The organism is Microvirga sp. TS319, assembly GCF_041276405.1.
In the GTDB taxonomy this organism is placed as follows: Bacteria; Pseudomonadota; Alphaproteobacteria; order Rhizobiales; family Beijerinckiaceae; genus Microvirga.
The window spans coordinates 141,160-162,244 of sequence record NZ_JBGGGT010000002.1 but is presented as its reverse complement, the minus strand read 5'-3'; the positions used below and the strand labels follow the sequence as shown (position 1 = coordinate 162,244).

At 63.3% G+C, this 21,085-nt stretch carries 20 protein-coding genes and 1 tRNA gene; 8 read left to right on the top strand and 13 right to left on the bottom strand.

Annotated features, from left to right (window positions below):
• Nucleotides 1-105: 105 nt before the first annotated feature.
• Nucleotides 106-1,890: an ABC transporter ATP-binding protein gene (locus tag AB8841_RS10170; RefSeq protein ID WP_370435740.1), complete on the bottom strand. Its 1,785-nt coding sequence runs from the start codon at nucleotides 1,888-1,890 to the stop codon at nucleotides 106-108.
• Nucleotides 1,891-2,057: 167 nt separating this feature from the next.
• On the opposite strand from AB8841_RS10170, the gene AB8841_RS10165 reads away from it, so the two are divergent.
• Nucleotides 2,058-2,684 (top strand): LysE family translocator, encoded by a 627-nt coding sequence (locus tag AB8841_RS10165; RefSeq protein ID WP_370435739.1) that lies wholly within the window; start codon nucleotides 2,058-2,060, stop codon nucleotides 2,682-2,684.
• Between the two features lie 241 nt (nucleotides 2,685-2,925).
• On the opposite strand, the gene AB8841_RS10160 is transcribed toward AB8841_RS10165, so the two are convergent.
• The 4 genes from AB8841_RS10160 to AB8841_RS10145 all read right to left on the bottom strand — a co-directional run bounded on the left by AB8841_RS10160 (nucleotide 2,926) and on the right by AB8841_RS10145 (nucleotide 7,796).
• A complete protein-coding gene (locus AB8841_RS10160; protein WP_370435738.1) occupies nucleotides 2,926-5,322 on the bottom strand; it encodes a transketolase in 2,397 nt (798 codons plus the stop codon).
• Nucleotides 5,323-5,482: 160 nt separating this feature from the next.
• Nucleotides 5,483-6,454, bottom strand: a complete 972-nt coding sequence (locus AB8841_RS10155) for a quinone oxidoreductase (protein WP_370435737.1) — start codon at nucleotides 6,452-6,454, stop codon at nucleotides 5,483-5,485.
• A gap of 217 nt (nucleotides 6,455-6,671) precedes the next feature.
• Nucleotides 6,672-7,553, bottom strand: a complete 882-nt coding sequence (locus AB8841_RS10150; protein ID WP_370435736.1) for a LysR family transcriptional regulator — start codon at nucleotides 7,551-7,553, stop codon at nucleotides 6,672-6,674.
• 168 nt (nucleotides 7,554-7,721) lie between these two features.
• Nucleotides 7,722-7,796: transfer RNA gene (locus AB8841_RS10145), tRNA-Gly, on the bottom strand.
• Nucleotides 7,797-8,076: 280 nt separating this feature from the next.
• On the opposite strand from AB8841_RS10145, the gene AB8841_RS10140 reads away from it, so the two are divergent.
• Genes AB8841_RS10140 through AB8841_RS10125 form a run of 4 tightly spaced genes read left to right on the top strand, consistent with a single transcriptional unit; the run spans nucleotide 8,077 to nucleotide 10,505 of the window.
• Nucleotides 8,077-8,604, top strand: coding sequence for a prolyl-tRNA synthetase associated domain-containing protein (locus tag AB8841_RS10140; protein WP_370435735.1), 528 nt, complete (start codon nucleotides 8,077-8,079; stop codon nucleotides 8,602-8,604).
• Between the two features lie 52 nt (nucleotides 8,605-8,656).
• Complete coding sequence (trxA, locus tag AB8841_RS10135; RefSeq protein WP_370435734.1) at nucleotides 8,657-9,562, top strand: thioredoxin; 906 nt, start codon at nucleotides 8,657-8,659, stop codon at nucleotides 9,560-9,562.
• 29 nt (nucleotides 9,563-9,591) lie between these two features.
• On the top strand, nucleotides 9,592-10,263 hold the full coding sequence (locus AB8841_RS10130) for an LON peptidase substrate-binding domain-containing protein (protein WP_370435733.1): 672 nt from the start codon (nucleotides 9,592-9,594) through the stop codon (nucleotides 10,261-10,263).
• 11 nt (nucleotides 10,264-10,274) lie between these two features.
• Nucleotides 10,275-10,505, top strand: a complete 231-nt coding sequence (locus tag AB8841_RS10125) for a Trm112 family protein (protein WP_370435732.1) — start codon at nucleotides 10,275-10,277, stop codon at nucleotides 10,503-10,505.
• A 185-nt stretch (nucleotides 10,506-10,690) separates the two neighbouring features.
• Here the strand turns inward: AB8841_RS10125 and AB8841_RS10120 are convergent, their stop codons facing one another.
• A complete protein-coding gene (locus AB8841_RS10120) occupies nucleotides 10,691-10,948 on the bottom strand; it encodes a hypothetical protein (protein ID WP_370435731.1) in 258 nt (85 codons plus the stop codon).
• Between the two features lie 99 nt (nucleotides 10,949-11,047).
• Between AB8841_RS10120 and AB8841_RS10115 the strand changes: the two genes are divergently transcribed.
• The 3 genes from AB8841_RS10115 (at nucleotide 11,048) to AB8841_RS10105 (ending at nucleotide 12,878) form a co-directional block, all read left to right on the top strand.
• Nucleotides 11,048-11,200 (top strand): hypothetical protein, encoded by a 153-nt coding sequence (locus AB8841_RS10115; RefSeq protein ID WP_370435730.1) that lies wholly within the window; start codon nucleotides 11,048-11,050, stop codon nucleotides 11,198-11,200.
• A gap of 267 nt (nucleotides 11,201-11,467) precedes the next feature.
• Entirely contained in the window at nucleotides 11,468-11,620 is a 153-nt protein-coding gene (locus tag AB8841_RS10110; protein ID WP_370435729.1) for a hypothetical protein, read from the top strand.
• Nucleotides 11,621-11,858: 238 nt separating this feature from the next.
• Nucleotides 11,859-12,878 (top strand): diguanylate cyclase domain-containing protein, encoded by a 1,020-nt coding sequence (locus AB8841_RS10105; RefSeq protein ID WP_370435728.1) that lies wholly within the window; start codon nucleotides 11,859-11,861, stop codon nucleotides 12,876-12,878.
• 591 nt (nucleotides 12,879-13,469) lie between these two features.
• Here the strand turns inward: AB8841_RS10105 and AB8841_RS10100 are convergent.
• The 7 genes from AB8841_RS10100 to AB8841_RS10070 all read right to left on the bottom strand — a co-directional run bounded on the left by AB8841_RS10100 (nucleotide 13,470) and on the right by AB8841_RS10070 (nucleotide 21,071).
• Nucleotides 13,470-14,774, bottom strand: coding sequence for a TRAP transporter large permease (locus tag AB8841_RS10100; protein WP_370435727.1), 1,305 nt, complete (start codon nucleotides 14,772-14,774; stop codon nucleotides 13,470-13,472).
• 9 nt (nucleotides 14,775-14,783) lie between these two features.
• A complete protein-coding gene (locus AB8841_RS10095; protein WP_370435726.1) occupies nucleotides 14,784-15,308 on the bottom strand; it encodes a TRAP transporter small permease in 525 nt (174 codons plus the stop codon).
• A gap of 43 nt (nucleotides 15,309-15,351) precedes the next feature.
• A complete protein-coding gene (locus AB8841_RS10090) occupies nucleotides 15,352-16,341 on the bottom strand; it encodes a TRAP transporter substrate-binding protein (RefSeq protein WP_370435725.1) in 990 nt (329 codons plus the stop codon).
• 298 nt (nucleotides 16,342-16,639) lie between these two features.
• Nucleotides 16,640-17,350, bottom strand: coding sequence for a FadR/GntR family transcriptional regulator (locus AB8841_RS10085; protein WP_370435724.1), 711 nt, complete (start codon nucleotides 17,348-17,350; stop codon nucleotides 16,640-16,642).
• Between the two features lie 283 nt (nucleotides 17,351-17,633).
• The gene (locus AB8841_RS10080) at nucleotides 17,634-18,104 is read right to left on the bottom strand and encodes a RidA family protein (protein ID WP_370435723.1); all 471 of its coding nucleotides are present in this window, start codon (nucleotides 18,102-18,104) and stop codon (nucleotides 17,634-17,636) included.
• Nucleotides 18,105-18,151: 47 nt separating this feature from the next.
• The gene (locus AB8841_RS10075; protein ID WP_370435722.1) at nucleotides 18,152-19,354 is read right to left on the bottom strand and encodes a pyridoxal phosphate-dependent aminotransferase; all 1,203 of its coding nucleotides are present in this window, start codon (nucleotides 19,352-19,354) and stop codon (nucleotides 18,152-18,154) included.
• Nucleotides 19,355-19,433: 79 nt separating this feature from the next.
• Entirely contained in the window at nucleotides 19,434-21,071 is a 1,638-nt protein-coding gene (locus AB8841_RS10070; RefSeq protein ID WP_370435721.1) for a hydantoinase B/oxoprolinase family protein, read from the bottom strand.
• Nucleotides 21,072-21,085 lie beyond the last annotated feature (14 nt).

Here is a 21,085-nt window from a genome sequence, read left to right as displayed (position 1 = left end):
TCGGATCGATCCCAAAAGTGGGTTCCACTTTTCACGTCCGATGCTCTCGCGGGAAAGCCTGGCGCTATCCGGGCCCGACAAGGCCTTGCGTCGAAGCGTCCGGGCTCAGGAATTTGCCGCCCAGCTCGGCTCCAGATCGTCCGACAATTGCAGCCGGTGCAGGCGGGCATAGGTGCCCCCCCTGGCGATCAGGGCCTCGTGCGGCCCCATCTCGATGACGCGTCCCGCTTCCATCACGACGATCTTGTCCGCGTCGCGCACGGTCGAGAGGCGATGGGCGATGACCAGGGTCGTGCGGCCCTTCATGAGCTTGCCGATGGCGGCCTGCACCAGGCGCTCGGATTCCGAATCGAGCGCGCTCGTGGCCTCGTCCAGCAGCAGGATCGGGGCGTTCTTCAGGAAGGCGCGGGCCAGCGACACGCGCTGGCGCTCGCCGCCCGAAAGCCGTCCGCCGCCGGGGCCGACCATGGTGTCGTAGCCGTTCGGCTGCTTCATGATGAAGTCGTGGGCGGCCGCGGCCTTGGCGGCATCGACGATCTCCTCCTCGGTGGCGCCGGGACGACCGAAGGCGATATTGGCCCGGATGGTGTCGTCGAAGAGCACCACGTCCTGGCTCACCACCGCGATGGCCTGGCGCAGGCTCGCCAGCGTCACGTCGCGGATGTCCTGGCCGTCGATGAGGATCGCGCCGCCCGTCACGTCGTACAGACGCGGCACGAGGGAGAGCAGGGTCGACTTGCCGGAGCCTGAGCGTCCGACGAGGGCGGTGGTGCTGCCGGCCTCCGCCGCGAAGTCGACGCCGTCCACGGCGATTGCATTGCCCGTATAGGAGAAAGAGAGGTCGGAGAAGCGGATCTCGCCGCCTTTCAGGGCGAGCGGCTTCGCATCCGGCCTGTCCTTGATCAGGGGAGCCTCGTCCATGACCGTGAAGGTGCGCTGCAGGGCGGCGGCGGCCTCCTGCACGATGGCGTTGAGATTGCCGAGCGCCCGGATCGGCTGAGCCGCGAGGAGGAGCGCGCTGACGAAGCCCGTGAAATCGCCGACGGTGCTGCTGTTGGAGAGGATGCGCTGGCCAATCAGCACGAGCACCGCCGCCACGGCGACGCCGCCGCCGACCTCGAGCAGGGGATCGAGGCGCCCGCGGGCATTCGCGCCCTTCATGCGCAGGCGGCGGATCTCGTCGAAGGTGCTGGCCGCCTTGTCCTTGAGATAGCCCTCCAGCCGGTAGGTCTTGGCGAAGCGGGTACCGGCGAGGCTCTCCGTGATGAGCCCCGCCATCTGGCCGGTCTGCTCCTGGGTGGACGTGGCGACGCGGCGCAGCTTGCGGCCGATCTTCTCGACCGGATAGATGAAGAACGGCATGGTGATGCCGGCCACCAGCGTCATCATCGGGTCGATCCAGATCATCGCGCCCACCAGGGCGATCACCGTGGAGACCTCGCGCAGGAACACGGTGGAGAGGCGGGTCAGCGCCTCCTTGATGAACATGAAGTCGGTGGTGAAGCGCTGGGTCAGCGCAGCTGGGCTCTCCCGCCCGATCTGGGCGAGATCCGCCTCGATCATGTGGCCGTAGAGCCTGGTCTGCATGTCCGCCTCGATGCGCGTCACCACCTTGTTGGTCAGGATGGTGAGCGCCAGGAGGGAAAAGCCCTTCACGGAGGTGACCGCGATCACGAAGAGCGGCGCGAGGTAGATCGCCGTCATATCCTTCGTGTCGAAGGCGTCGAAAGCCGCCTTGATGAGAACCGGGTAGAGCCCCGTCGCGCCCGACACGAGCCCGACGAACACGAGCACAGCCACCAGGGCCCTGGAATGCGGACGCATCCATTCGCGCCAGAGGCGCTTGACCAGGGGGGCGGTGCTGCCGCGGATCGGACGTGTGCGGGCCATCGGAATGCTTGGTTCTCTCGTAATTTCGCCTCGCGAGTTACCACGCGATCCCTTGAGCGGCAAACCCTTCTGCCGCCGGGTGACGCTTTGCCGGCAAAATCGCCCCTCCCCTCGACAGGCCCGGCGTTCTGTGGCTGAGTTCCGGTGATCCGGAGAGGAGAACGGTCGTGCCCTTTGAAACCTGGCTTGCCTTTACGGCAGCCGCCGCCGTGCTGCTCGTCATCCCGGGGCCGACCATTCTGCTGGTCGTCTCCTATGCGCTCGGACAAGGCTGGCGCACGGCCCTGCCCATGGCGGCCGGCGTCGCGCTCGGCGACTTCACGGCCATGACGCTGTCTCTTCTGGGCCTCGGCGCGCTGCTGGCCGCATCGGCAACGGTGTTCACGATCCTCAAATGGATCGGGGCCGCCTATCTCGTCTGGCTCGGTATCAAGCTCTGGCGCGCTGGCGGAAGCCTCGACGTGACGCCCCGCACGGACGCGACCTCATCCCTGAAAATGCTCGGCCACGCCTGGCTCGTGACGGCCCTCAACCCGAAGGGCCTCGTGTTCTTCGTGGCCTTCCTGCCGCAGTTCATCGACCCGAAGCTCGCCTTTCTGCCGCAGGTGAGCCTGTGCGCCGCGACCTTCCTGATCCTGGCCTTCGCGAACGTCTTCGCGTATGCGCTCGTCGCCGCGCGGGCCCGTCGGATCATCCGCAACCCGCGCACGATCGGCCTCGTCAACAAGACCGGCGGCAGCCTGCTGATCGGCGCCGGCATCGCCACCGTGGCCCTGAAGGCGGGGCAGTCCTAGCGCATCGTGAGGACCCGGCGGGCCGCGCTAGCGAAAAGTGGACCCGGTTTTCACGGACACGGCCCTTCGGGTCCGCTCAAACGATGCGCCACTGAAGGCGTGGAGCATCGAGCGCGGAAAGTGGGACCCGGTTTGCGCGAAAAGATGCTCAAGATCAAAATGTTGAAGCATCGGACGTGAGTTCCAAAATGTTGAAGCATCGGACGTGAGTTCGATGTCACGTCCGACGCTGTAAAGGGCGTCACACCACCTTCAGGTACCGCATCGGCTTGCCCGGTGCGATCATCTCGGCCGCCGCGATGATGCCCTGCGCGTCGATGCCGAAATGGCGGTAGAGATCCTTGATCGTGCCCGTCTGGCCGAAATGCTCCACGCCCAGCGAGCGGGTGCGATGGCCCACGACGGAGCCCATCCAGGCGAGCGTCGCCGGATGGCCGTCGATCACGGTCACGAGCCCGCAATGGGGCGGCACGTCGGCCAGCAGGCGCTCCACATGGGACCGCGCATGGACGAGACCCCGCTCGCGGGCGCGCTGCGCCGCCGTCCAGCCCGCGTTGAGCCGGTCGGCGGACGTGATGGCGAGCAGGCCGATATCGCGCCGGTCCTCGGCCATGAGGCCGACCGCCTCGATGGCTTCGGGCGCGACCGCGCCCGTATAGGCGACGACCACCTGGGCGTTCGGCCCGGGTTTGCGCAGCCAATAGGCCCCGGCCATGATGTCGTCGGCGAACTCCTGCGGCATCGGGCGCTGGGGCTGCTCGAGGGTCCGGGTGGAGAGGCGCAGGTAAACCGAGCCGCCGGTTTCGTCGCGAAGCCACGTGGTCTCGTTCGGCTCGCCTTCCCCGTTGCGCTGCATGTAGTCGAAGGCCCAGCGCATGATCACGGCGAGCTCGTCGACGAAGGCCGGCTCGAACGACGCCAGGCCGTCCTGCGCCAGGCCGACGAGCGGCGTGCCGATGGATTGGTGCGCGCCGCCTTCCGGCGCCAGCGTCACGCCGGAGGGCGTGGCGACCAGCATGAAGCGGGCGTCCTGGTAGCAGGCATAGTTCAGCGCGTCCGCGCCGCGATAGATGAACGGATCGTAGAGCGTGCCGATGGGAATGAGCCGCTCCCCGAACAGCGAATGCGAGAGCCCCAGGGCCGAGAGGGTGATGAAGAGGTTCATCTCCGCGATGCCGAGCTCCAGATGCTGGCCCTTCGGCGAGAACTCCCAGTTATAGGTCGAGGGTATCCGCTCCTTCTTGAAGGTGTCGACCAGGCTGTTGCGGGCGAACAGCCCGCGCCGGTTCACCCAGGCGCCCAGATTGGTCGATACGGTCACGTCCGGCGCGGTGGTGACGATGCGGTCCGCCAGCGCCTGATCGGAGCGGGCGAGTTCGTTGAGGATGAGCCCGAATCCCTGCTGGGTCGACATGGCCGGATTGGCCGGGAACGAGAGCCTCTCCGGCACCGGCACGGTCGGGGCGGAATATCGCCGCCGCCCCTTCTGCACGAAGGGCACCTTCCGCAGGAAATCCTCGAGCTCGGCCCGGGGGATCGCGACGCCCTCGAACTTGTCCCATTCATGGCCGGGGCGCACGCCCTGGGTGGCGCGCCAGGCCTCCATCTGGGTCGGCGTCAGCAGGCCCGAATGGTTGTCCTTGTGGCCGGCCAGCGGCAGGCCGAAGCCCTTGATCGTATAGGCGATGAAGCAGACCGGGCGGTCGTGCGTCCGCGCTTTCTCGAAGGCGTCCAAGAGACCCGGCAGGTCGTGCCCGCCGAGATTGGACATGAGGCGCGCCAGCTCCTCATCCGTACGCCTCTCGATGAGGCGCGTGACCGGGCCCTGATCGCCGAGATCGTCGAGGAGACGCCTCCTCCACGCGGCCCCGCCCTGGAATGTGAGCGCGGAATAGAGCTGATTCGGGCAGGTATCGATCCAGGCCCGCAAGCGCTCGCCGCCCGGCTCGGCAAAGGCCTCCTGCATGAGCGAGCCGTATTTCAGGATCACCACGTCCCAGCCGAAATTGCGGAACAGCGCCTCGAAACGCTCCCAGAGGCCCTCGCGGATCACGGCGTCCAGGCTCTGGCGGTTGTAGTCGACGATCCACCAGGTGTTGCGCACGCCGTGCTTCCAGCCTTCCAGCAGCGCCTCGAAGATGTTGCCCTCGTCCATCTCCGCATCGCCCACGAGCGAGATCATGCGGCCTTCGGGCCTGTCCTTGGCCCAGCCATGGGCCTTCACGTAATCCTGCACGAGGCTCGCGAAGAGCGTCTGGGCGACGCCGAGGCCCACCGAGCCCGTGGAGAAATCCACGTCGTCCACGTCCTTGGTGCGGGACGGGTAGGATTGCGCGCCCCTGTAGGCGCGGAAATTCTCCAGCTTCTCGCGGGTCTGGTTGTCGAAGAGATATTGGATCGCGTGGAAGATCGGGCTCGCATGGGGCTTGACCGCCACCCTGTCCTCGGGACGCAGCACGGAAAAATAGAGCGCCGTCAGGATCGTCGAGAGCGAGGCCGAGGAGGCCTGGTGCCCGCCGATTTTCAGCCCGTCCTCGTTGGAGCGCAGGTGATTGGCGTTGTGAATCGTCCAGGTCGATAGCCAGAGCACCTTGCGCTCGAGCTCCGACAGAAAACGAAGATGCCGCGCGTCGGCCATGGGACCCCCTTCATCGTGCGGGGATCATCTTATAGCGCCGGCTCGGCTTGGCGAGGGGAAAGTGACGCCCTGTCCGATTCGCGAGGCGCTTCCCGGGAAGGGGACGCCCAGCGGCGGGGGCCTGCAAGGATCATCGCCCCGCAGTCCCCCATCTCGCCTATCAGGGGATCAGCAGCGTCGCCCCTTGGGTTTTACGGTCCTCGGCCTGCCGGTGCACCTCGGCGACCTGGCTGAGCGGAACGCGCTGACCGATATGCGGGACCAGGGCCCCGGATCGCATGAGATCGAAAACCTCCGACGCAGAGCTGTGGTACATCGCGATATCGGCGATGTGCCAGTCGACATTGGCGCGCGTGAACAGCAGCGAACCGTAGCGGCTGAGGGGACGCGGCTCGATCGGATCGATCTCGCCCGAGGCCCGCCCATAGGAAACCATGGTTCCGAACGGAGCCAGACTCTTCATGCTCGCTTCAAAGGTGTCACGCCCGATGGAATCGTAAACAGCCTGGACCCCTGCGCCATCCGTGACCTTGCGAGCGAAGGCGGCCACGTCGTCCTTGCCAAGCACGGCGACGTGATCGCAGCCGTTGACCCTGGCCAGTTCGACCTTCGCCTCGGAGCCGACGACGCCGATCACAGTGGCGCCCAGCGCCCTGGCCCAGCGCGTCACGGCCATGCCGACGCCGCCCGCGGCCGCATAGACGAGAATCGTGTCGCCCGCGGCGACCTTGTAGGCGCGCCTGACGAGCATGTGAGCCGTCTGCCCCTTGAAGAGCAGCGCGGCCACGCTCTCGTCCGAGAGATCGTTCGGCAGGGGAATGGCGCGGGACGCCTCCAGTGTCCGCTCCGTCGAGTAAGCCCCCAGCTCGTTCGTGTAAGCCACGCGGTCGCCGATCTTGAAGCCGGCGACGGCCTCGCCCACCTCCGTCACGATGGCCGTGGCTTCGACGCCAAGCACGCACGGGAGCGGCACCTCGTACACACCCCGACGAAGATACACGTCGACATAGTTGAAGGCGATCACGGTGTGACGCAGGCGCAGCTGGCCCGGTCCGAGTGCCTCTACGGGAACCTCTTTCGCGACAAGAACTTCCGGGCCACCAAGCCTGGACATTTCGATGACGGTCGGCATGACTTACCCCTTTCGACTGAAACCAGGGCTGGTCATAGGCCGGGCCTTCCAGGCATCGGAAGCCACGCTTGTGGCGATACCCTTTTCAAGGATGAAAAGCGCAAGTCCGAGGCGGGACCCAGAGCATTTTTCGGCGATGAGGATCCGGTTCGTGGTCAAAAAATGTGGATGACCCGAAGAACAGCTCCAGCGAAGGGACAGCGGGTCCGCCGGAGCTTCAGAGAGCCGAAAGCCGGGGTTTTTCCCGCGCACATATATCCCGCACGAAATCCAGAACTGCCCGGACTCGCGGTGCGCGGCTGAGATCCCGGTGCGCGACGAGCCAGAGATCGAGCGAACCGACCCCCGCCGGGTCGACGAGCCGTACCAGCCCGGGAACGGTCTCGGCAACGAAGCAGGGCAGAATCGCCGTCCCGACTCCCTGCCGAACCAGAGCCAATTGGACATTCATGCTGGTGGTCGTCGCGACGATCCGGCTGAGAGCCTGCTCCTTCGTCCATTCCGCCATGGGAGTGTCCTGCATCGACGCATCCCAGCCGATGAAGTCGAAACCCCAGGGGTTCTCCCTGATGTCGGGCCGGACCTCCATGAGGCTGGAGGCTGCGTAAAGTCCGAACCCGACCTGCCCCACCCGACGTCGGATGTGATCCCCCTCATCGGGACGAATCAGCCGCAATGCCAGATCGGCCTCGCGCCGGGACAGGCTCACGGCACGGATTCCTGTCACGAACTCGATTTGGAGAGCCGGATAGGCCGTCCGGAAGGCCGGCATGTGGGGGGTGATCAGATGACTGGCCAGAGCCTCCCCCGTCGCCAGGCGCACGCTCCCTTCCAGGTTCCCGCGCTCCGCATCCGCGCCGCGCGCGACTGCAAGGACGGCCGCCTCCGCCGCTTCCGCCCGGCTCTGAATCTGGCGGCCGGCGGAGGTCAGAACATAGCCGGTGTTCAGGCGTTCGAAGAAGACGCCTCCGAGAGCGGCTTCCAGAGCCTGAATCCTCCGGCCGATCGTCGCCTGGCTGACCCGCAGGTCTCGTGCTGCAGCCGACAGGCTCCCGGTCCGGGCGACAGCGAGAAAATATCTGAGATCGTTCCAGTCCATCCGGCGACACCGCGAACCCTGACCTTCAGGATTGAAAGCCATCCTGAAGCAAATGTCTAAAGAGATTCTCCGGGAGACCGCCGGCAGACGGCTTGGACCGCAGCTTGGACCGCAAAAACGAAAAGCCCGCCTGACGGCGGGCTTTCGTAAGACTCTCGCTTGAGAGAATGGAGCGGGCGAAGGGATTCGAACCCTCGACCCCAACCTTGGCAAGGTTGTGCTCTACCCCTGAGCTACACCCGCGCTCCGCGATGCGGCAAAGCATCGTTGCGAGGCCGCTGATTTGCCCCAAATCGGGTCGCTTGGCAAGAGGGGCTTCGGGGGTTTTCGCCAAACTTTTTGACGCGGCGCTCGAGCCCGGTTTCCAGGACCGCGAGAGCCGCGCACGTGAAACGTGGATTTGCCCTTTCGGGATCGCCTCCGGTGCTCCCTTCCTGGGAAGAGTGCATCGTTCTGGCGAAAAACCGGGTCCACTTTTTCGCACGATGCGCTAGAAGCCGGGGATCTGTCGGAGTTTCCTGCCTTGGCCCATCTCTCCCCCAAAGAACTCCTGGACCGCCTCGACGCGCTGGGAATTCCGTCCGAGACCGTCGAGCACGAGCCCGTGTTCACGGTCGCCGAATCGAAATCCGTCAAGGAGCAGGTTCCGGGCGCTCATTCCAAGAACCTGTTCGTGAAGGACAAGAAGGGGCGCTTCTTTCTCATTTCCGCCAAGCACGACACCGCCATCGACCTCAAGCGCACCCACGAGGCCCTCGGGGCTTCGGGCCGCCTCTCCTTCGGCTCCGCCGACCAGTTGCGCACCATGCTGGGCGTGGAGCCCGGCTCGGTGACCGCCTTCGCGGTGGTGAACGATACGGAAGGCAAGGTGACTATGGTGCTCGACGCCAATCTGATGGAGCACGAGCGCGTGAACTTTCATCCCCTGGTGAATTCCATGACCACTGGCGTGTCGCGGGAGGATCTGGTGAAGTTCCTGCGCGCGACCGGTCACGACCCGCTGATCCTGAAGCTGCCGGAACCGCCTGCGGATTTGCCAGACAACGGTTGAGCTCCCATCTAGGGACAGACCTTCTTTTCACGATCACCCCCTCGAGGATCGCATGTTGACCGATACCCCCTCCTCCGGAATGCCGTCCGACGATCTCGTGAAGGACACCACCACGGCCGATTTCCGCCAGGACGTGCTGGCCGAATCGATGAACCGCCCTGTGCTGGTCGATTTCTGGGCCCCCTGGTGCGGCCCCTGCAAGCAGCTCACCCCCGTCCTGGAGAAGGTGGTTCGCGCCGCCGGCGGCAAGGTGAAGCTGGTGAAGATGAACATCGACGATCATCCGCAGATCGCGGGCCAGCTCGGGGTGCAGTCGATTCCCGCCGTCTTCGCCTTCCAGCGCGGTCAGCCGGTGGACGGCTTCATGGGCGCCCTGCCGGAGAGCCAGCTGAAGGCGTTCATCGAACGCCTCGTCGGCCCCTTGGGCCCCGGCGCCACGGAAGAAATCTTAAGCGAAGCGGACCAGCTCGCAGCCGCCGGCGACATGGCGGGCGCGGCCGAGCTCTATGCCGCCGTCCTTTCGCAGGAGCCCGACAACACGGCGGCTCTCGCCGCGCTGGTGAAGCTCCATGTGGATGTCGGCGATCTCGAAGGCGCGAAGCGCTTCCTCGCCATGGCGCCCGCCGCCAAGGCGAACGACCCGGCGATCGCCGGCGCCCGGGCCGCCGTGGAGCTCGCCGAGCAGGCGGGCTCCCTGGGCGATGCGGCCGAACTTCAGCGCCGGGTCGAAGCCGACCCGCTCGATCACCAGGCGCGCTTCGATCTGGCGATCGCCCTCAATGCGCGCGGAAAGCGCGAGGAAGCGGTCAACCACCTCCTTGAAATCGTCCGCCGCGACCGCAATTGGAACGACGACGGCGCACGCAAGCAGCTCGTCCAGTTCTTCGAGGCCTGGGGCCCGATGGACGAGATGACCATCGCGGGACGGCGGAAGCTTTCCTCGCTTCTGTTTGCCTGACGTCGCTCGACGTCAACGGGGAGATCGGCATGGGAATGAACGCGGTATACCGGGGGCCGGAAGATTGCCCGTCGGTCATTCCCGTTTTTCCCCTCCCCGGCGCGCTGCTGCTGCCGCGCGGGCAGATGCCGCTCAACATCTTCGAGCCGCGCTATCTCTCCATGGTGGACGAGGCGCTCAAGGCCGACCGGGTGATCGGCATGATTCAGCCGGACGCGGACAGCAATCCCAATTCGGTCATCCCCAGGCTCTATTCCGTCGGCTGCGCGGGCCGCATCACGCAATTCGCCGAAACGGGCGACGGCCGCTATCTCATCACGCTGATCGGCATCGCGCGGTTCCGTGTCGAGGAGGAGTTGCCGCCCGTCGAGCTCTTCCGCCGCTGCCGCGTGGACTTCGAGCCTTTCGGGAACGACTTCATCGCCCGCGCGGGCGAGAACGAGGTGGATCGGAACGGCGTCGTCAAGGCTCTTCGCGACTTCGTGGATGCCGCCCATGTGAAGGTGGATTGGCGCGGCATCGAGGAGGCGCCCAACGAGGCGCTGGTCAATGCGTTGTGCATGATGAGCCCCTTCGGCGTACGCGAGAAGCAGGCGCTCCTCGAAGCGCCGAATCTGAAAACCCGCGCGGAAGTTCTCATCGCGCTCACCGAGATCGAGCTCGCCCGCGGTGGCGTCAGCTCCGATTCGACGCTGCAATAGGGTTGAAAACGATGTCTGCAGAGACGAATGCCTCGCCCCACACCGATGCTCCGCAGCCCGTCGAGGCAACGCGCATCGATCCGAAGCTCCTCGAGCTTCTCGTCTGTCCGCTCACCAAGGAAACCCTGGAATACGACGCCGCACGCCAGGAGCTGATCAGCCGGCGCGCCAAACTCGCCTATCCCATCCGCGACGGCATCCCGATCATGCTGCCGGAAGAGGCGCGGCAGCTGACGGATTAAAGGGCGCGTCGCTCCGGAGCAGACGGTGCCGAGCCTGCAACGCAGAGACCAGGAAAAAGTAACGGCTCGCCCTGCTGTGCAAGGCGAGCCGTTTCGCATTGTCGTCGGGACCCGATGCGCTCTTTCCAGGAAGGGAGCATCGGATGGAATCCCCTTTCGGGATTCCACTTGTCACGTCCGATGCTCTACGCGTCTGAGCCCGATTCGGTCCTTTTGACTGGGCCGTCCTTGAGGCGCTCCCGCCGTTTCAGCTCCCGCTCGATGGCATCGCGGATGAAATCGAGACGAACTTCGTCAGGACGTAACGTCGCAGTGATGCGTTCCGCCATCTCGTCGGAGAGGGGCAGTGTGATCCGCGTCTGAAATTGCTTTTTGCGACCCACTTTAGACGGCTTTTTACGTCCAACCTTGGATGGAGTGACGTATATACGAAATTGAGTCAAGCGGGCCTCTTTTCGTCAATTTTTTTATCGTATCTATGATTGACGGAAGTATCATACATATCTTATCGCTTCAATCATATGTACGATTGGAGAGCGGGAATGGCTCAACTCATTTCGGAGATGACGCTCCCGCGCGCAATAATTCTCCTCGTGGGCTTTGCCCTCGCGGTTAAGCTGATCGCGGTACTGGCCAACGCGAAAATGGTGCCGCCGAGCGACGATGACGACGAGCCTGCAGGCGGGTGGAACTAGCGCATCGTGCGGACCCAGCGGGCCGCGCTAGCGAAAAGTGGACCGGTTTTCACGGCCGTGGCCCTTCGGGTCCGCTCCGAAAGATGCGCTCTTTTCGGAGTGGAGCATCGGATTGGATCCCAAAAGTGGACCCACTTTTGGGATCCAATCCGATGCTCTAGGGTGAGCCTGCATTCGCACGCACGATGCTCCCATGGATGACGGAATAGCGCTAAACTCGGATCGGGACTCCGAGCAAATCAGATTGGGCACATCATGGCTCGCAGGATGGATAATCACCGTGATTGGAGCCTGCTGCCGTTTGTCATCGTGACCGGCCTGTTGATCGGCGGGGCTCTCGGCTTCGCCATCAAGGTCTTGGGTCCAACTCTGGAATCCATGGCGTCCAACCCGACAAGGCCGCCGAAATTGCCGCCGTGAGCCACTGGCCAAGCCAAGTTTCAGCCATCTGGCGTGATCGATGGGGCCCGATCTGTTTCCCGATTTTGTGGAATCAGCTCACGTCTTCGGCTCAGCGGCACTTTTCGAGCGGCGAACCGGCACCCCTTCGTCCGAACGGGCCCAGTGTCCCTTTTTGTCCGCAACCGGTCGCAAGCCCGCCACGCATGATATATGGAGGCCATCTCAGTCCGACGTTTCGAAAAGCAGGAGTTCTGACATGTTTGTCGTGCCTCAGCGGCCCTCGAACGAAGCAGAGCGCCTCAAGTTTCTTTTCTCCTGCGGAATTTTCGACACGGAAAAGGACGAGCGCTTCGACCGAATCACCCGTCTGTCGGCGCAGTTCTATGATGCCGATGCCGCCTTTATCGGCTTCGTCGATGACAGGTACCAATGGATGAAGTCCGTTCACGGCGGCGGCATCGCGCCATGGGCCGACCGGGACCAGACGATTTGTCAGATTATGATCGCGTCGGGAGAGCCGCTCGTGATCGGCGACCTACAGTCGGACCCTCGTCTTGAGGGCCATCCGGCTCTTCCTCATCTGCCGTTCCGCTTCTATGCCGGCGTGCCCCTCATGACGGAGGATTGCATCACTGTCGCGTCGCTGTGCGTTCTCAAGCACGCTCCCCAGCCGGCAGAGGAATTTGAATTGTCGCCTCTTCAGGATCTTGGCGCGATCGCCATGGATGAACTGGAACTGTGGCGTCGCAACCAGGACCTGAGGCAGCTTGCGGAAACCGATAGTCTCACCGGCTTGGCCAATCGCCGCGCCTTCGACGCAGCTCTCGAGCGCACCTGGCGGCGGTTTCAGCGGACACAGCGCCCGCTGTCCCTCCTGCTGGTCGATCTCGACCGCTTCAAGCTCCTGAACGATTGTTGGGGGCACCAGGCCGGGGACGAGGCTCTCCGGCGCTGTGCTCCCATATTGTCGGAAGCGGGCAGCGGCTCCGAGGACCTGGCGGCCCGGTATGGGGGTGAAGAATTCGCGTTGATTCTTCCGGATACCGGTGGCGCCCAGGCCTTGGAGACGGCCGAGCGGGTGAGATCGTTGCTGACCTCGGCCCGGATCCCGCACCCTTACGGAATCGATGATCTCGTCACGGTCAGCATCGGCATCGCAACACTTGGCCCTGAAAGTGCCGGAAGCCCAGAGACGTTGATCGCTCAGGCCGATGCGGCTCTTTATCAGGCCAAGCAACAAGGCCGCGACCGCAGCGTCGTTTACACCGCCGCTTGAATTGCCCCGCCCCGTCGCCGTTCATAGCGCATCGTGCGAAAAAGTGGCCCCGGTTTTTCACTCAAACGATGCGCACTTTCAAAGAAGGGAGCATCGGATCGATCCCAAAAGTGGAAGCCACTTTTCACGTCCGATGCTCCAGTCAGTCGAGCCAAGTGCAACGAACCGTCGCGCAAGAAAAAAGGGCCGCGCCGGAACTCTTGGATGGTTCTGGTCAGCGGCCCTGTACCGTCATGCCCCCACGGCAGATATAGGGATATTTGATTCGTTCGGTGTACGACAATAGAGTGAGTCCTACCTCTGAAGAGGTAGATCGAAGGATCAATCGAGTTTTCCGATTATACGTATAAATTGAATCCATCGACCGCCTTTTGCCCCTACGGTCGTGCACTTCAAAGCGCCCACGTGGCGCTCTTCTTTTACACCGGAACCTTGAGAAATGGCGATGAGTGCGAGGACTGCGCAGCGTCCCCGTGCGCGGACAGGGTTGTGAGCCCCTCCAGGACCGATGTCATGAGGCTCGCCGGCATGACGAAGCCACGCCGGAGCGACCGGTGCGGCTTCGCCGGTTCATCGACGGAGCTGATGTCGCTACCCGCTCATGAAGCTCGGTAGAACGAGGACGATCGACGGGAAGATCGTGATCAGCACGAGCAGGAGCATCAGGACGAAGAAGTACGGCGTCGCCGCCTTGGTGACGGTGATGATGTTCTTGCCCGTGATGCTCTGCAGGACGAACAGGTTGAATCCGACAGGCGGGGTGATCTGCGCCGCTTCGATCAGGATGACGATGAAGATTCCGAACCAGATCAGATCGATGCCGGCACTCTGCACCATGGGCAGCATGACCGACGACGTCAGCACGATGATGGAAATGCCCTCGAGGAAGCATCCCAGGATCAGCATGAAGACCGCCAGAACCGCCAGAAGCACATAGGGCGAGAGCTGCATCGCGTCGACCCAGGCTGCCAGCGTTCGGGGAATATCGACGAACGCGACGGCGATCGAGAGGCAGGCGGCGCATCCGATGATGAACGAGATCATGCACGAGGTGCGGACCGCCGTCATCAGGCTGTCCATGAAGCTCGCCCAGGTCAGCGTTCTGCTGAAGGCCGCAAGGATCAGGGCGCCGACGACCCCGAACATCGCAGCCTCCGTCGGCGTCGCAATTCCCCCATAGATGGAGCCGACGACCAATCCGATCAGCAGCGCAACGGGGATGAGGCTCCGGGACTTGTTGATCCGCGCAAGAAGGCTGATGCGCGGCTCCGGCGGCGGGAGCTTCTCCTTGTTCAGCAGGCTCCAGATCGCCGTGTAGCCCATGAACAAAAGGATCAGAACGAGCCCTGGAAGAACGCCTGCAATGAAGAGCCGACCGATCGACTGCTCGGCGGTCACTCCATAGACGATCATGACGATCGAGGGCGGAATCAGAAGGCCCAGGGTTCCCGATCCCGCAAGGGTCCCGATCGTCATATTCAGCGGGTAACCGCGCCGGGTGAGCTCAGGGACGCTCATGCGGCCGATCGTGGCGCAGGTCACGGCCGACGAGCCCGCAACGGCCGCCATGATGCCGCATCCGATGACGTTCACGTGCAGCAATCCGCCGGGCAGGCGCGACAGCCAGGGCGCCAGCCCGCGAAACATGTCCGACGACAGGTTCGTCCGGAACAGGATCTCTCCCATCCATACGAAGAGCGGCAGCGACGTCAGCGCCCACCCCCAGCTGGAATCCCACAAGGTCGACGCAATGAGAGACCCCATGGGCGCGGTCGTGAATAGCTCCATGACGGCCATGCCGACGATGAGGAGCGTCACCGAGACCCAAACTCCGGAAGCCAGCAATCCGAACGTCAGGACGACGAGAACGATAGAGGCAAGAATGGTCTGATCCATCGGTTCCTCCTAAGCCACGGGCCTGTCGTCTTGCGCCGGATCGTCGACATGGTCGTATCGAGGCTTTCGCCCACCGATGACCCAGAACAGCTCGTCGAGAAGCGCGACCGCGAACATGGTCACGCCGAATGCCATGCCTGCCTGGGGAATCCAAAACGGCATCGCCAGGAGCCCGGGACTCACGTCATGAAACTCGTATGACTGCACGGCGAGCAGGATGACGTTCCATGACAGGTAGCACACGGCCAAGGATGCGATCAGGCAGTTGAAGATCTCGACGGCGCGCCTGGTACCGCCGGTCAGGCGCTCGATGACGACCGTGATGCGCACGTGTCCCCCATGGCCGAAGGTATGGGCAAGACCGAAGAAAGTGGCGGCGGCGAGGCAAAGTCCCGCCGCCTCCGTCGCATCGACGGTGACGCCTTTCATGCGCCCGATGATCTGGGTCATGATGGCGATCGCGATTCCAACCAGAAACACCGCTGCGATGTAACCGCTGAAAAGATAGAGCTTGTTCAGGACGAGCCTGATCATGAGCGGCGTTCTCCTTTTGGCCGGTCGAAGGCTTCAGGCCCCTTTACTTCAGTGCAGCCTGGTACTGCTCATAGACGGCTCTCTCCTCCGCATTGGCTTCTTTCAGCCAGTCCTGAACCATCTCCTTGCCGATCTCGTCGATTTTATCGAGCACATCTTTGGGAGCCTGAGCAATCGTTACGCCATGGTCGCGCAGAACCTGTTCGCGCTCGGCGCTGGCTTCCTTGGCCATCTGCCAGCCGCGATCCGTCGCTGCAGCACCGGCATCCATGACGATCTTCTGCAGCTCCGGATCAAGTGCCCGCATGGCCCGTTCGTTGACGATGATCGCGTTCTTGTTGTGCATCGTGCCGGTATAGGTGAAGTTCTTCACGTAGTCCCAAATCTGAACGTCGGTTCCGCTCTGGGCGCTCGTCCACAGCGCATGGATCATGCCCGTCGCGAAGGCCTGCGGCACTTCAGCGAACGGCAGGATCAAGGATTCCAGTCCGAGCTTTTCGCCCATGATCTGGGTCTGCTTGGAATAGATGCGCAGCTTCTGGCCCTTGAGGTCGGCGAGCGAGGTCACGGGCTCCTTCGTGAAGAATCCCTGTCCGGGCCAGGCGACATAGGTGATGACCCGCATGCCGTTCTTGCCGAAGAGCTTGTCGTAGAACGGCTTCTGAAACTCCATCAGCTTGTACGACTTGTCGAACGTAGGCACGACGCCGGGAATGTTGTCGAGATTGTACATCGCGGCTTCATTGCCGTAGACGCCCATGCGGATCTCGCCGATCTGCACCTGTCCCGACTGCACCGCCCGCTTGATCGCATCGAGCTTGATCAGGCTGTCATGCGGGCGCAGATCGATCTTCAGCTTTCCGCTGCTTTTGGTCTCGACCTCCTTGATGAACTCCCGAACGTTCTTGGTGAAGAAACTGCTTTCCGGATATCCCGAAGCCATCGTCCAGACGGTCTGGGCATAGGATGCGGTTGTTGTGACGAGACCGGCTGCCGAAAGAGCCGCTGCGGCAAGATAGGCTTTGAATGACATGATTTTCCCTCTGTTCGCTGGAGTGGCGGACGAGTTCGGGCAGCTTTGCTGCGCTGTCTCGTCTCTTCTCTTGAGAACGACCGCTGCACGGCATCTGATATGAAAACCTGTCATCAGTTGTCATATATGTCAACTGCCGTCGGCCTGGCGTATTCGACACCAACAGGACTTCCGGAAAGCCTTGCCCGCGCATGCGCTCGAAGGAATTCGGCGACAAGGCGCCGGAGCATCGCTCCATACGCCATCCTGATCCGAAGACGATCGCAGTTCCGGGCTTTCGAAAGGTCGCCGGCTCTCGTCAGCTGCGCGGGTTTTGCGCGCGGTAACGTTCCAGGCTCCCAGACAGGTGGGCCCGCATCGCGTCTCGTGCAGCATTCGGGTCCCGATCGGCGATAGCCTCCACGATGGCGACGTGTTCCTTTTGAAGCGTCGCGTGATATTCCTGATCCGACACCCGCTGCGTCTGCAGGCTGCTCATCCTGATTCTCGGGATGATCTGCGGGCCGATGAAGCTCAGGAACTTCTCGAAATAAGGATTGTTCGTCGCCCGGGCGATTGCCAGATGGAACTCGAAGTCGCTGCGGCCACCGTCTCCTTGGGCGTCGCTGATCTCTTTGGCGATATCCTTGAAGCGGGCTTTGATCGCCTGAAGCTGCCGGGTATTGCGACGTTCCGCGGCAAGAGCCGCGGCTTCGAGTTCAACGCTCAGCCGAAGCTCCAGGATAGAGAGAATATCGGCGAGCGCCCCTTCTGATGTCGCATCGAACTCGAAGGGAAGAAGTCTCGTTCTTTCGCTGACGAAAACGCCAATGCCCTGGCGCGGGATCACGAGACCGTCGGCACGTAAGGAGGCAATGGCCTCCCTCACGACCGTCCGGCTGACGCCATATTCCTGGCAGAGTTCCGCCTCGGTCGGAATCCGCGAGCCCGGCGCATAGACGTGCGCTTCGATTTTCTGCGTGAGCTCTTTCGTCAGTTGCGAAGAAAGGCTCTCTTTTCTGCCTAGCATGAGGCTATTCCTGTTCGAACGCGATTACATTCCAATCGATGCTCATATGTATGACATATGAGTACAGCGCGCCAGTCGACGGTATCGAGCGTCCCCCACCCCGATCTCCCAAGGTAATCGGAGCGGGAATGGGCAAGGCCCTACGATGCCGGGCCGCAGGAGGCGGCCTGCGGCATCGGAACCACACCCGATGCAGTCAGTCGATGATCTTGAACATCTTTTGACGCAAAGCCGGCTCCCACTTCCCGCGTTCGATGCTCTAAGGCGCCCTGTCCGGTCTGTCTCAGCCGGACGGCCGGTCTGCCCACAGGATCGTCTCGATCTCGACGCTCATCCCGTGAGGGAGACTTGCGACGCCCATGGACGTTCGGGCATGGCGCCCGGCCTCTCCCAGCACATCGGCGAGCAACTGCGAGCAGCCGTCGATGACCGCCGGATGCTCGGTGAATCCCTCGACGGCGTTCACCATCCCGGTGAGCTTGACCACAGCGCCGATCCTCTCCAGATCGCCCAGGGCGGCTTTTGCGGCCGCCAGAAGCTGCAGTCCGGCATCGCGCGCATGCAGGCGCGCTTGATCGACCGAGACATCCAGGCCCACGCGTCCGGTCATGAATCTCCCATCGCTCCGGGTCGCGCCTCGGCCCGAGACGAAGAGGAGATTTCCGGCCCAGCGGAAGGGTAGATAGGCTCCCGCGGAGGGTCGAAGCGCGGGCAGGGTGAGACCCAACGCGGTCAGACGCTTTTCAGGACTCATGGCGCTCGTCCCTACAAGATCGTTCCATCAGCGGAATACCCGGTCTTTCAAGCCAGGCGGGCGAGCGCCCGGCCGATCCGGTCGACGGCTTTCTCGAGATTGTTCCGCGACGTCGCAAACGACATGCGCAGACAGGGCTGCGCCCCGAAGGCTGCGCCCGGCACGACCGCCACATGAGCCTCGTGGAGAAGATGGGATGCGAGGCGAGCATCGTCTTCAATGGCTCTTTCGCTTCCGGATCTCGAGTCGATCAGGGCGCCGCATTCGGGGAAGACGTAGAAGGCGCCGTCCGGTGCGCGCAGCCGCAGACCTGGAATGGATTGCAACCCATCGAGAACGAGATCGCGGCGCGCCCTGTATTCGGCGAGGGCTTCCCGCACGAAGTCCTGGGGTCCCGTGAGCGCGGCAACAGCGGCCGCTTGCGAGATCGAAGAGGGGTTGGAGGTGCTCTGCGACTGAATCTTCGCCATGGCGGAGATCAAATCCGCGGGCCCGGCGGCAAAGCCGATGCGCCAGCCAGTCATGGCATAGGCTTTCGAGACCCCGTTGACGATGACGACGCGCTCCCGGAGTTCCGGGCATGCGCTGAGAAAGGAGCAGAACGGATCCGTCCCATAGGTGATCTGCTCGTAGATCTCGTCCGACAGGACCAGGAGATTCGGGTAACGGGCGATCACATCCCCCAGAGCGCGCATTTCGGCGCGGGTGTAGCTGGCGCCAGAAGGATTGTTCGGTGCGTTCAACAACAGCCAGCGGGTGCTCTCGCTCAACGCGGCATCGAGCTTCTCGGGCGTCAGTTTGTAGCCCTCTTCATACGTGCAGGGGAGAAGCCTGAACGTGCCTCTCAGCAGCGTGACCATGTCGGTATACGAAACCCAGTACGGCGTCGGAACGAGAACCTCGTCGCCGGGCTCGAGCGTCGCCATCAGCGCGTTGAAGATGATCTGCTTGGCGCCATTGCCCGCCGAGATCTGATTCCGCGCGAAATCGAGACCGTTCTCACGTCGGAACTTCTCGATGACGGCATCCTTGAATTCGGCCGTGCCGTCGGCGGCGGTGTAGTGGGTCTCCCCTCGGCGCATGGCTGCGATCGCCGCGTCGACGATGTGGGGCGGCGTGGCGAAATCGGGCTCGCCGACACTCAGATCGACAACATCGGTTCCCGCTGCCGTCATCGCCCTCGCCTTCATCGAGATCGCCATCGCCGGAGAGGCCTTGATCGTCCTGATCACGTCGGCTTCGTACTTCATCCTGCCTTCTCCATGAGGAAGAGGATCCAGGCGGCGGCAACGGCCCGCTCGGTCCCGGATCCTCTTCATGCATACGGGTTCAATCGTTGAGAACGTAGTCGAATGCGAAGTCTCGCTTGACGGCCTCCGGACTGCGCTTCTCCGCGGGACCGTAACCGCCGCCGCCCGGAAGCTGCAGCACGAGCCGCCGGCCTGAGGGCACATGTTGGCGTCCCTTGGACGCAAGCCGGGTCCCGTCGTCCAGAAGCACGGCGCCGGGGGCGCCGTCCCCTCCCCCCGCACGGCCCCGCGCAGGGTGATCGATCCGGTCGAACATCGCGTTGAAATAGAACTCGTGCCCTCCGGTCGCGGCGATCTCGACGACCTGGCCCAGCCCGCCGCGGTACTGACCCGTTCCCCCTGAACCGTTGCGAAGCTCCTTTCGCCAGAAAACGACCGGACCGACATGTTCGGTCGCTTCGATCGACATCGTGTGAACGCCGCTCGGAAAAGCCGTGGCGCTGAGCCCGTCGAGGGTCGGGCGCGCACCCGCGCCTCCGCTGTTGAACAGCAGCACTTCGGCTCGCTGCCCTCCATCCTCGGGCGCCCTGTCTCCCTGAAGCGGGCGTGCGCTGAGATGGAGATTCCAGAGTGCGCCCGATCCTTCGGCCGGGATCTTTCCAGGCAGCATCTTGTGGACGGCTCCCAGCACGGCGTCCGGAATGAAGTGGCCCAGGACGTGACGGACCGCGACCGGCGCGGGATGCCGTGCGTTCAGGATGCAACCTTCGGGCGCGGTCACCTGGAACGGCAGGAGCGAACCGTAATTGTTCGGGATCTCCGGTGCCAGCGAACATTTGAGCCCGTAGCACGCATAGGCTTTGGAGTAGATCATCGGCACGTTGATGCCGAGGGGGCTGGGACCCGAGGTTCCGTCGAAATCGACCAGGATATGATCTGCCGCGACATCGATGCGTACGGCAATGTCGATCGGGCTTCCGTAGCCGTCCACCCGCATGACGTTGTCGTAGGCTCCCCGGGGCAGCGCCGCGATCTTCTCGATCGTCGCCGTATAGCTTCGCTCGAACACGAAGCCGGCGAGAGCCTCAAGGTCCTCCAGATGGAATTCGTCCATCATGTCCATCAGGCGGCGATGTCCGATCTCGTTGCAGGCCGCGAGGGAATACACGTCTCCGACGACCTGATGCGCTTCCCGGACGTTGTGGCGCAGGATGTTGACGAGATCGCGGTTGACGACGCCGCGCTCCACGAACTTCATGATCGGAATGAAGATGCCTTCCTCGTACACCTCGTTGGCGTCGGGGCCGAAGCCCCGGCCGCCGACATCGACCACATGCGCCGTGCAGGCGAAGAAGCCGATCAGCTGGCCGTTGCGGAACGAGGGCGTCACCATGGTGATGTCGAGCAGGTGGCCGGTCCCTTTCCAGGGATCGTTCGTGATATAGACGTCGCCCTCGAAGATGTTGCCCGGGCCGATGTCGTTGATGAAATGCCCCACGGCCTCGGCCATCGCATTCACATGGCCGGGTGTGCCGGTGACGGCCTGAGCGATCATCTTGCCGCCGCGGTTGAAGACGCCGGCCGAGAGATCGCCCGACTCGCGCACGCTGGTGCTGAAGGCCGTGCGGATCAAGGTGACGGCCTGTTCCTCGACGACCGAAATGAGGCGGTTCCACATGATCTGCATGTGGACATCGGACAGTGCGGAATTGGTCATGATGTAATCTCCTC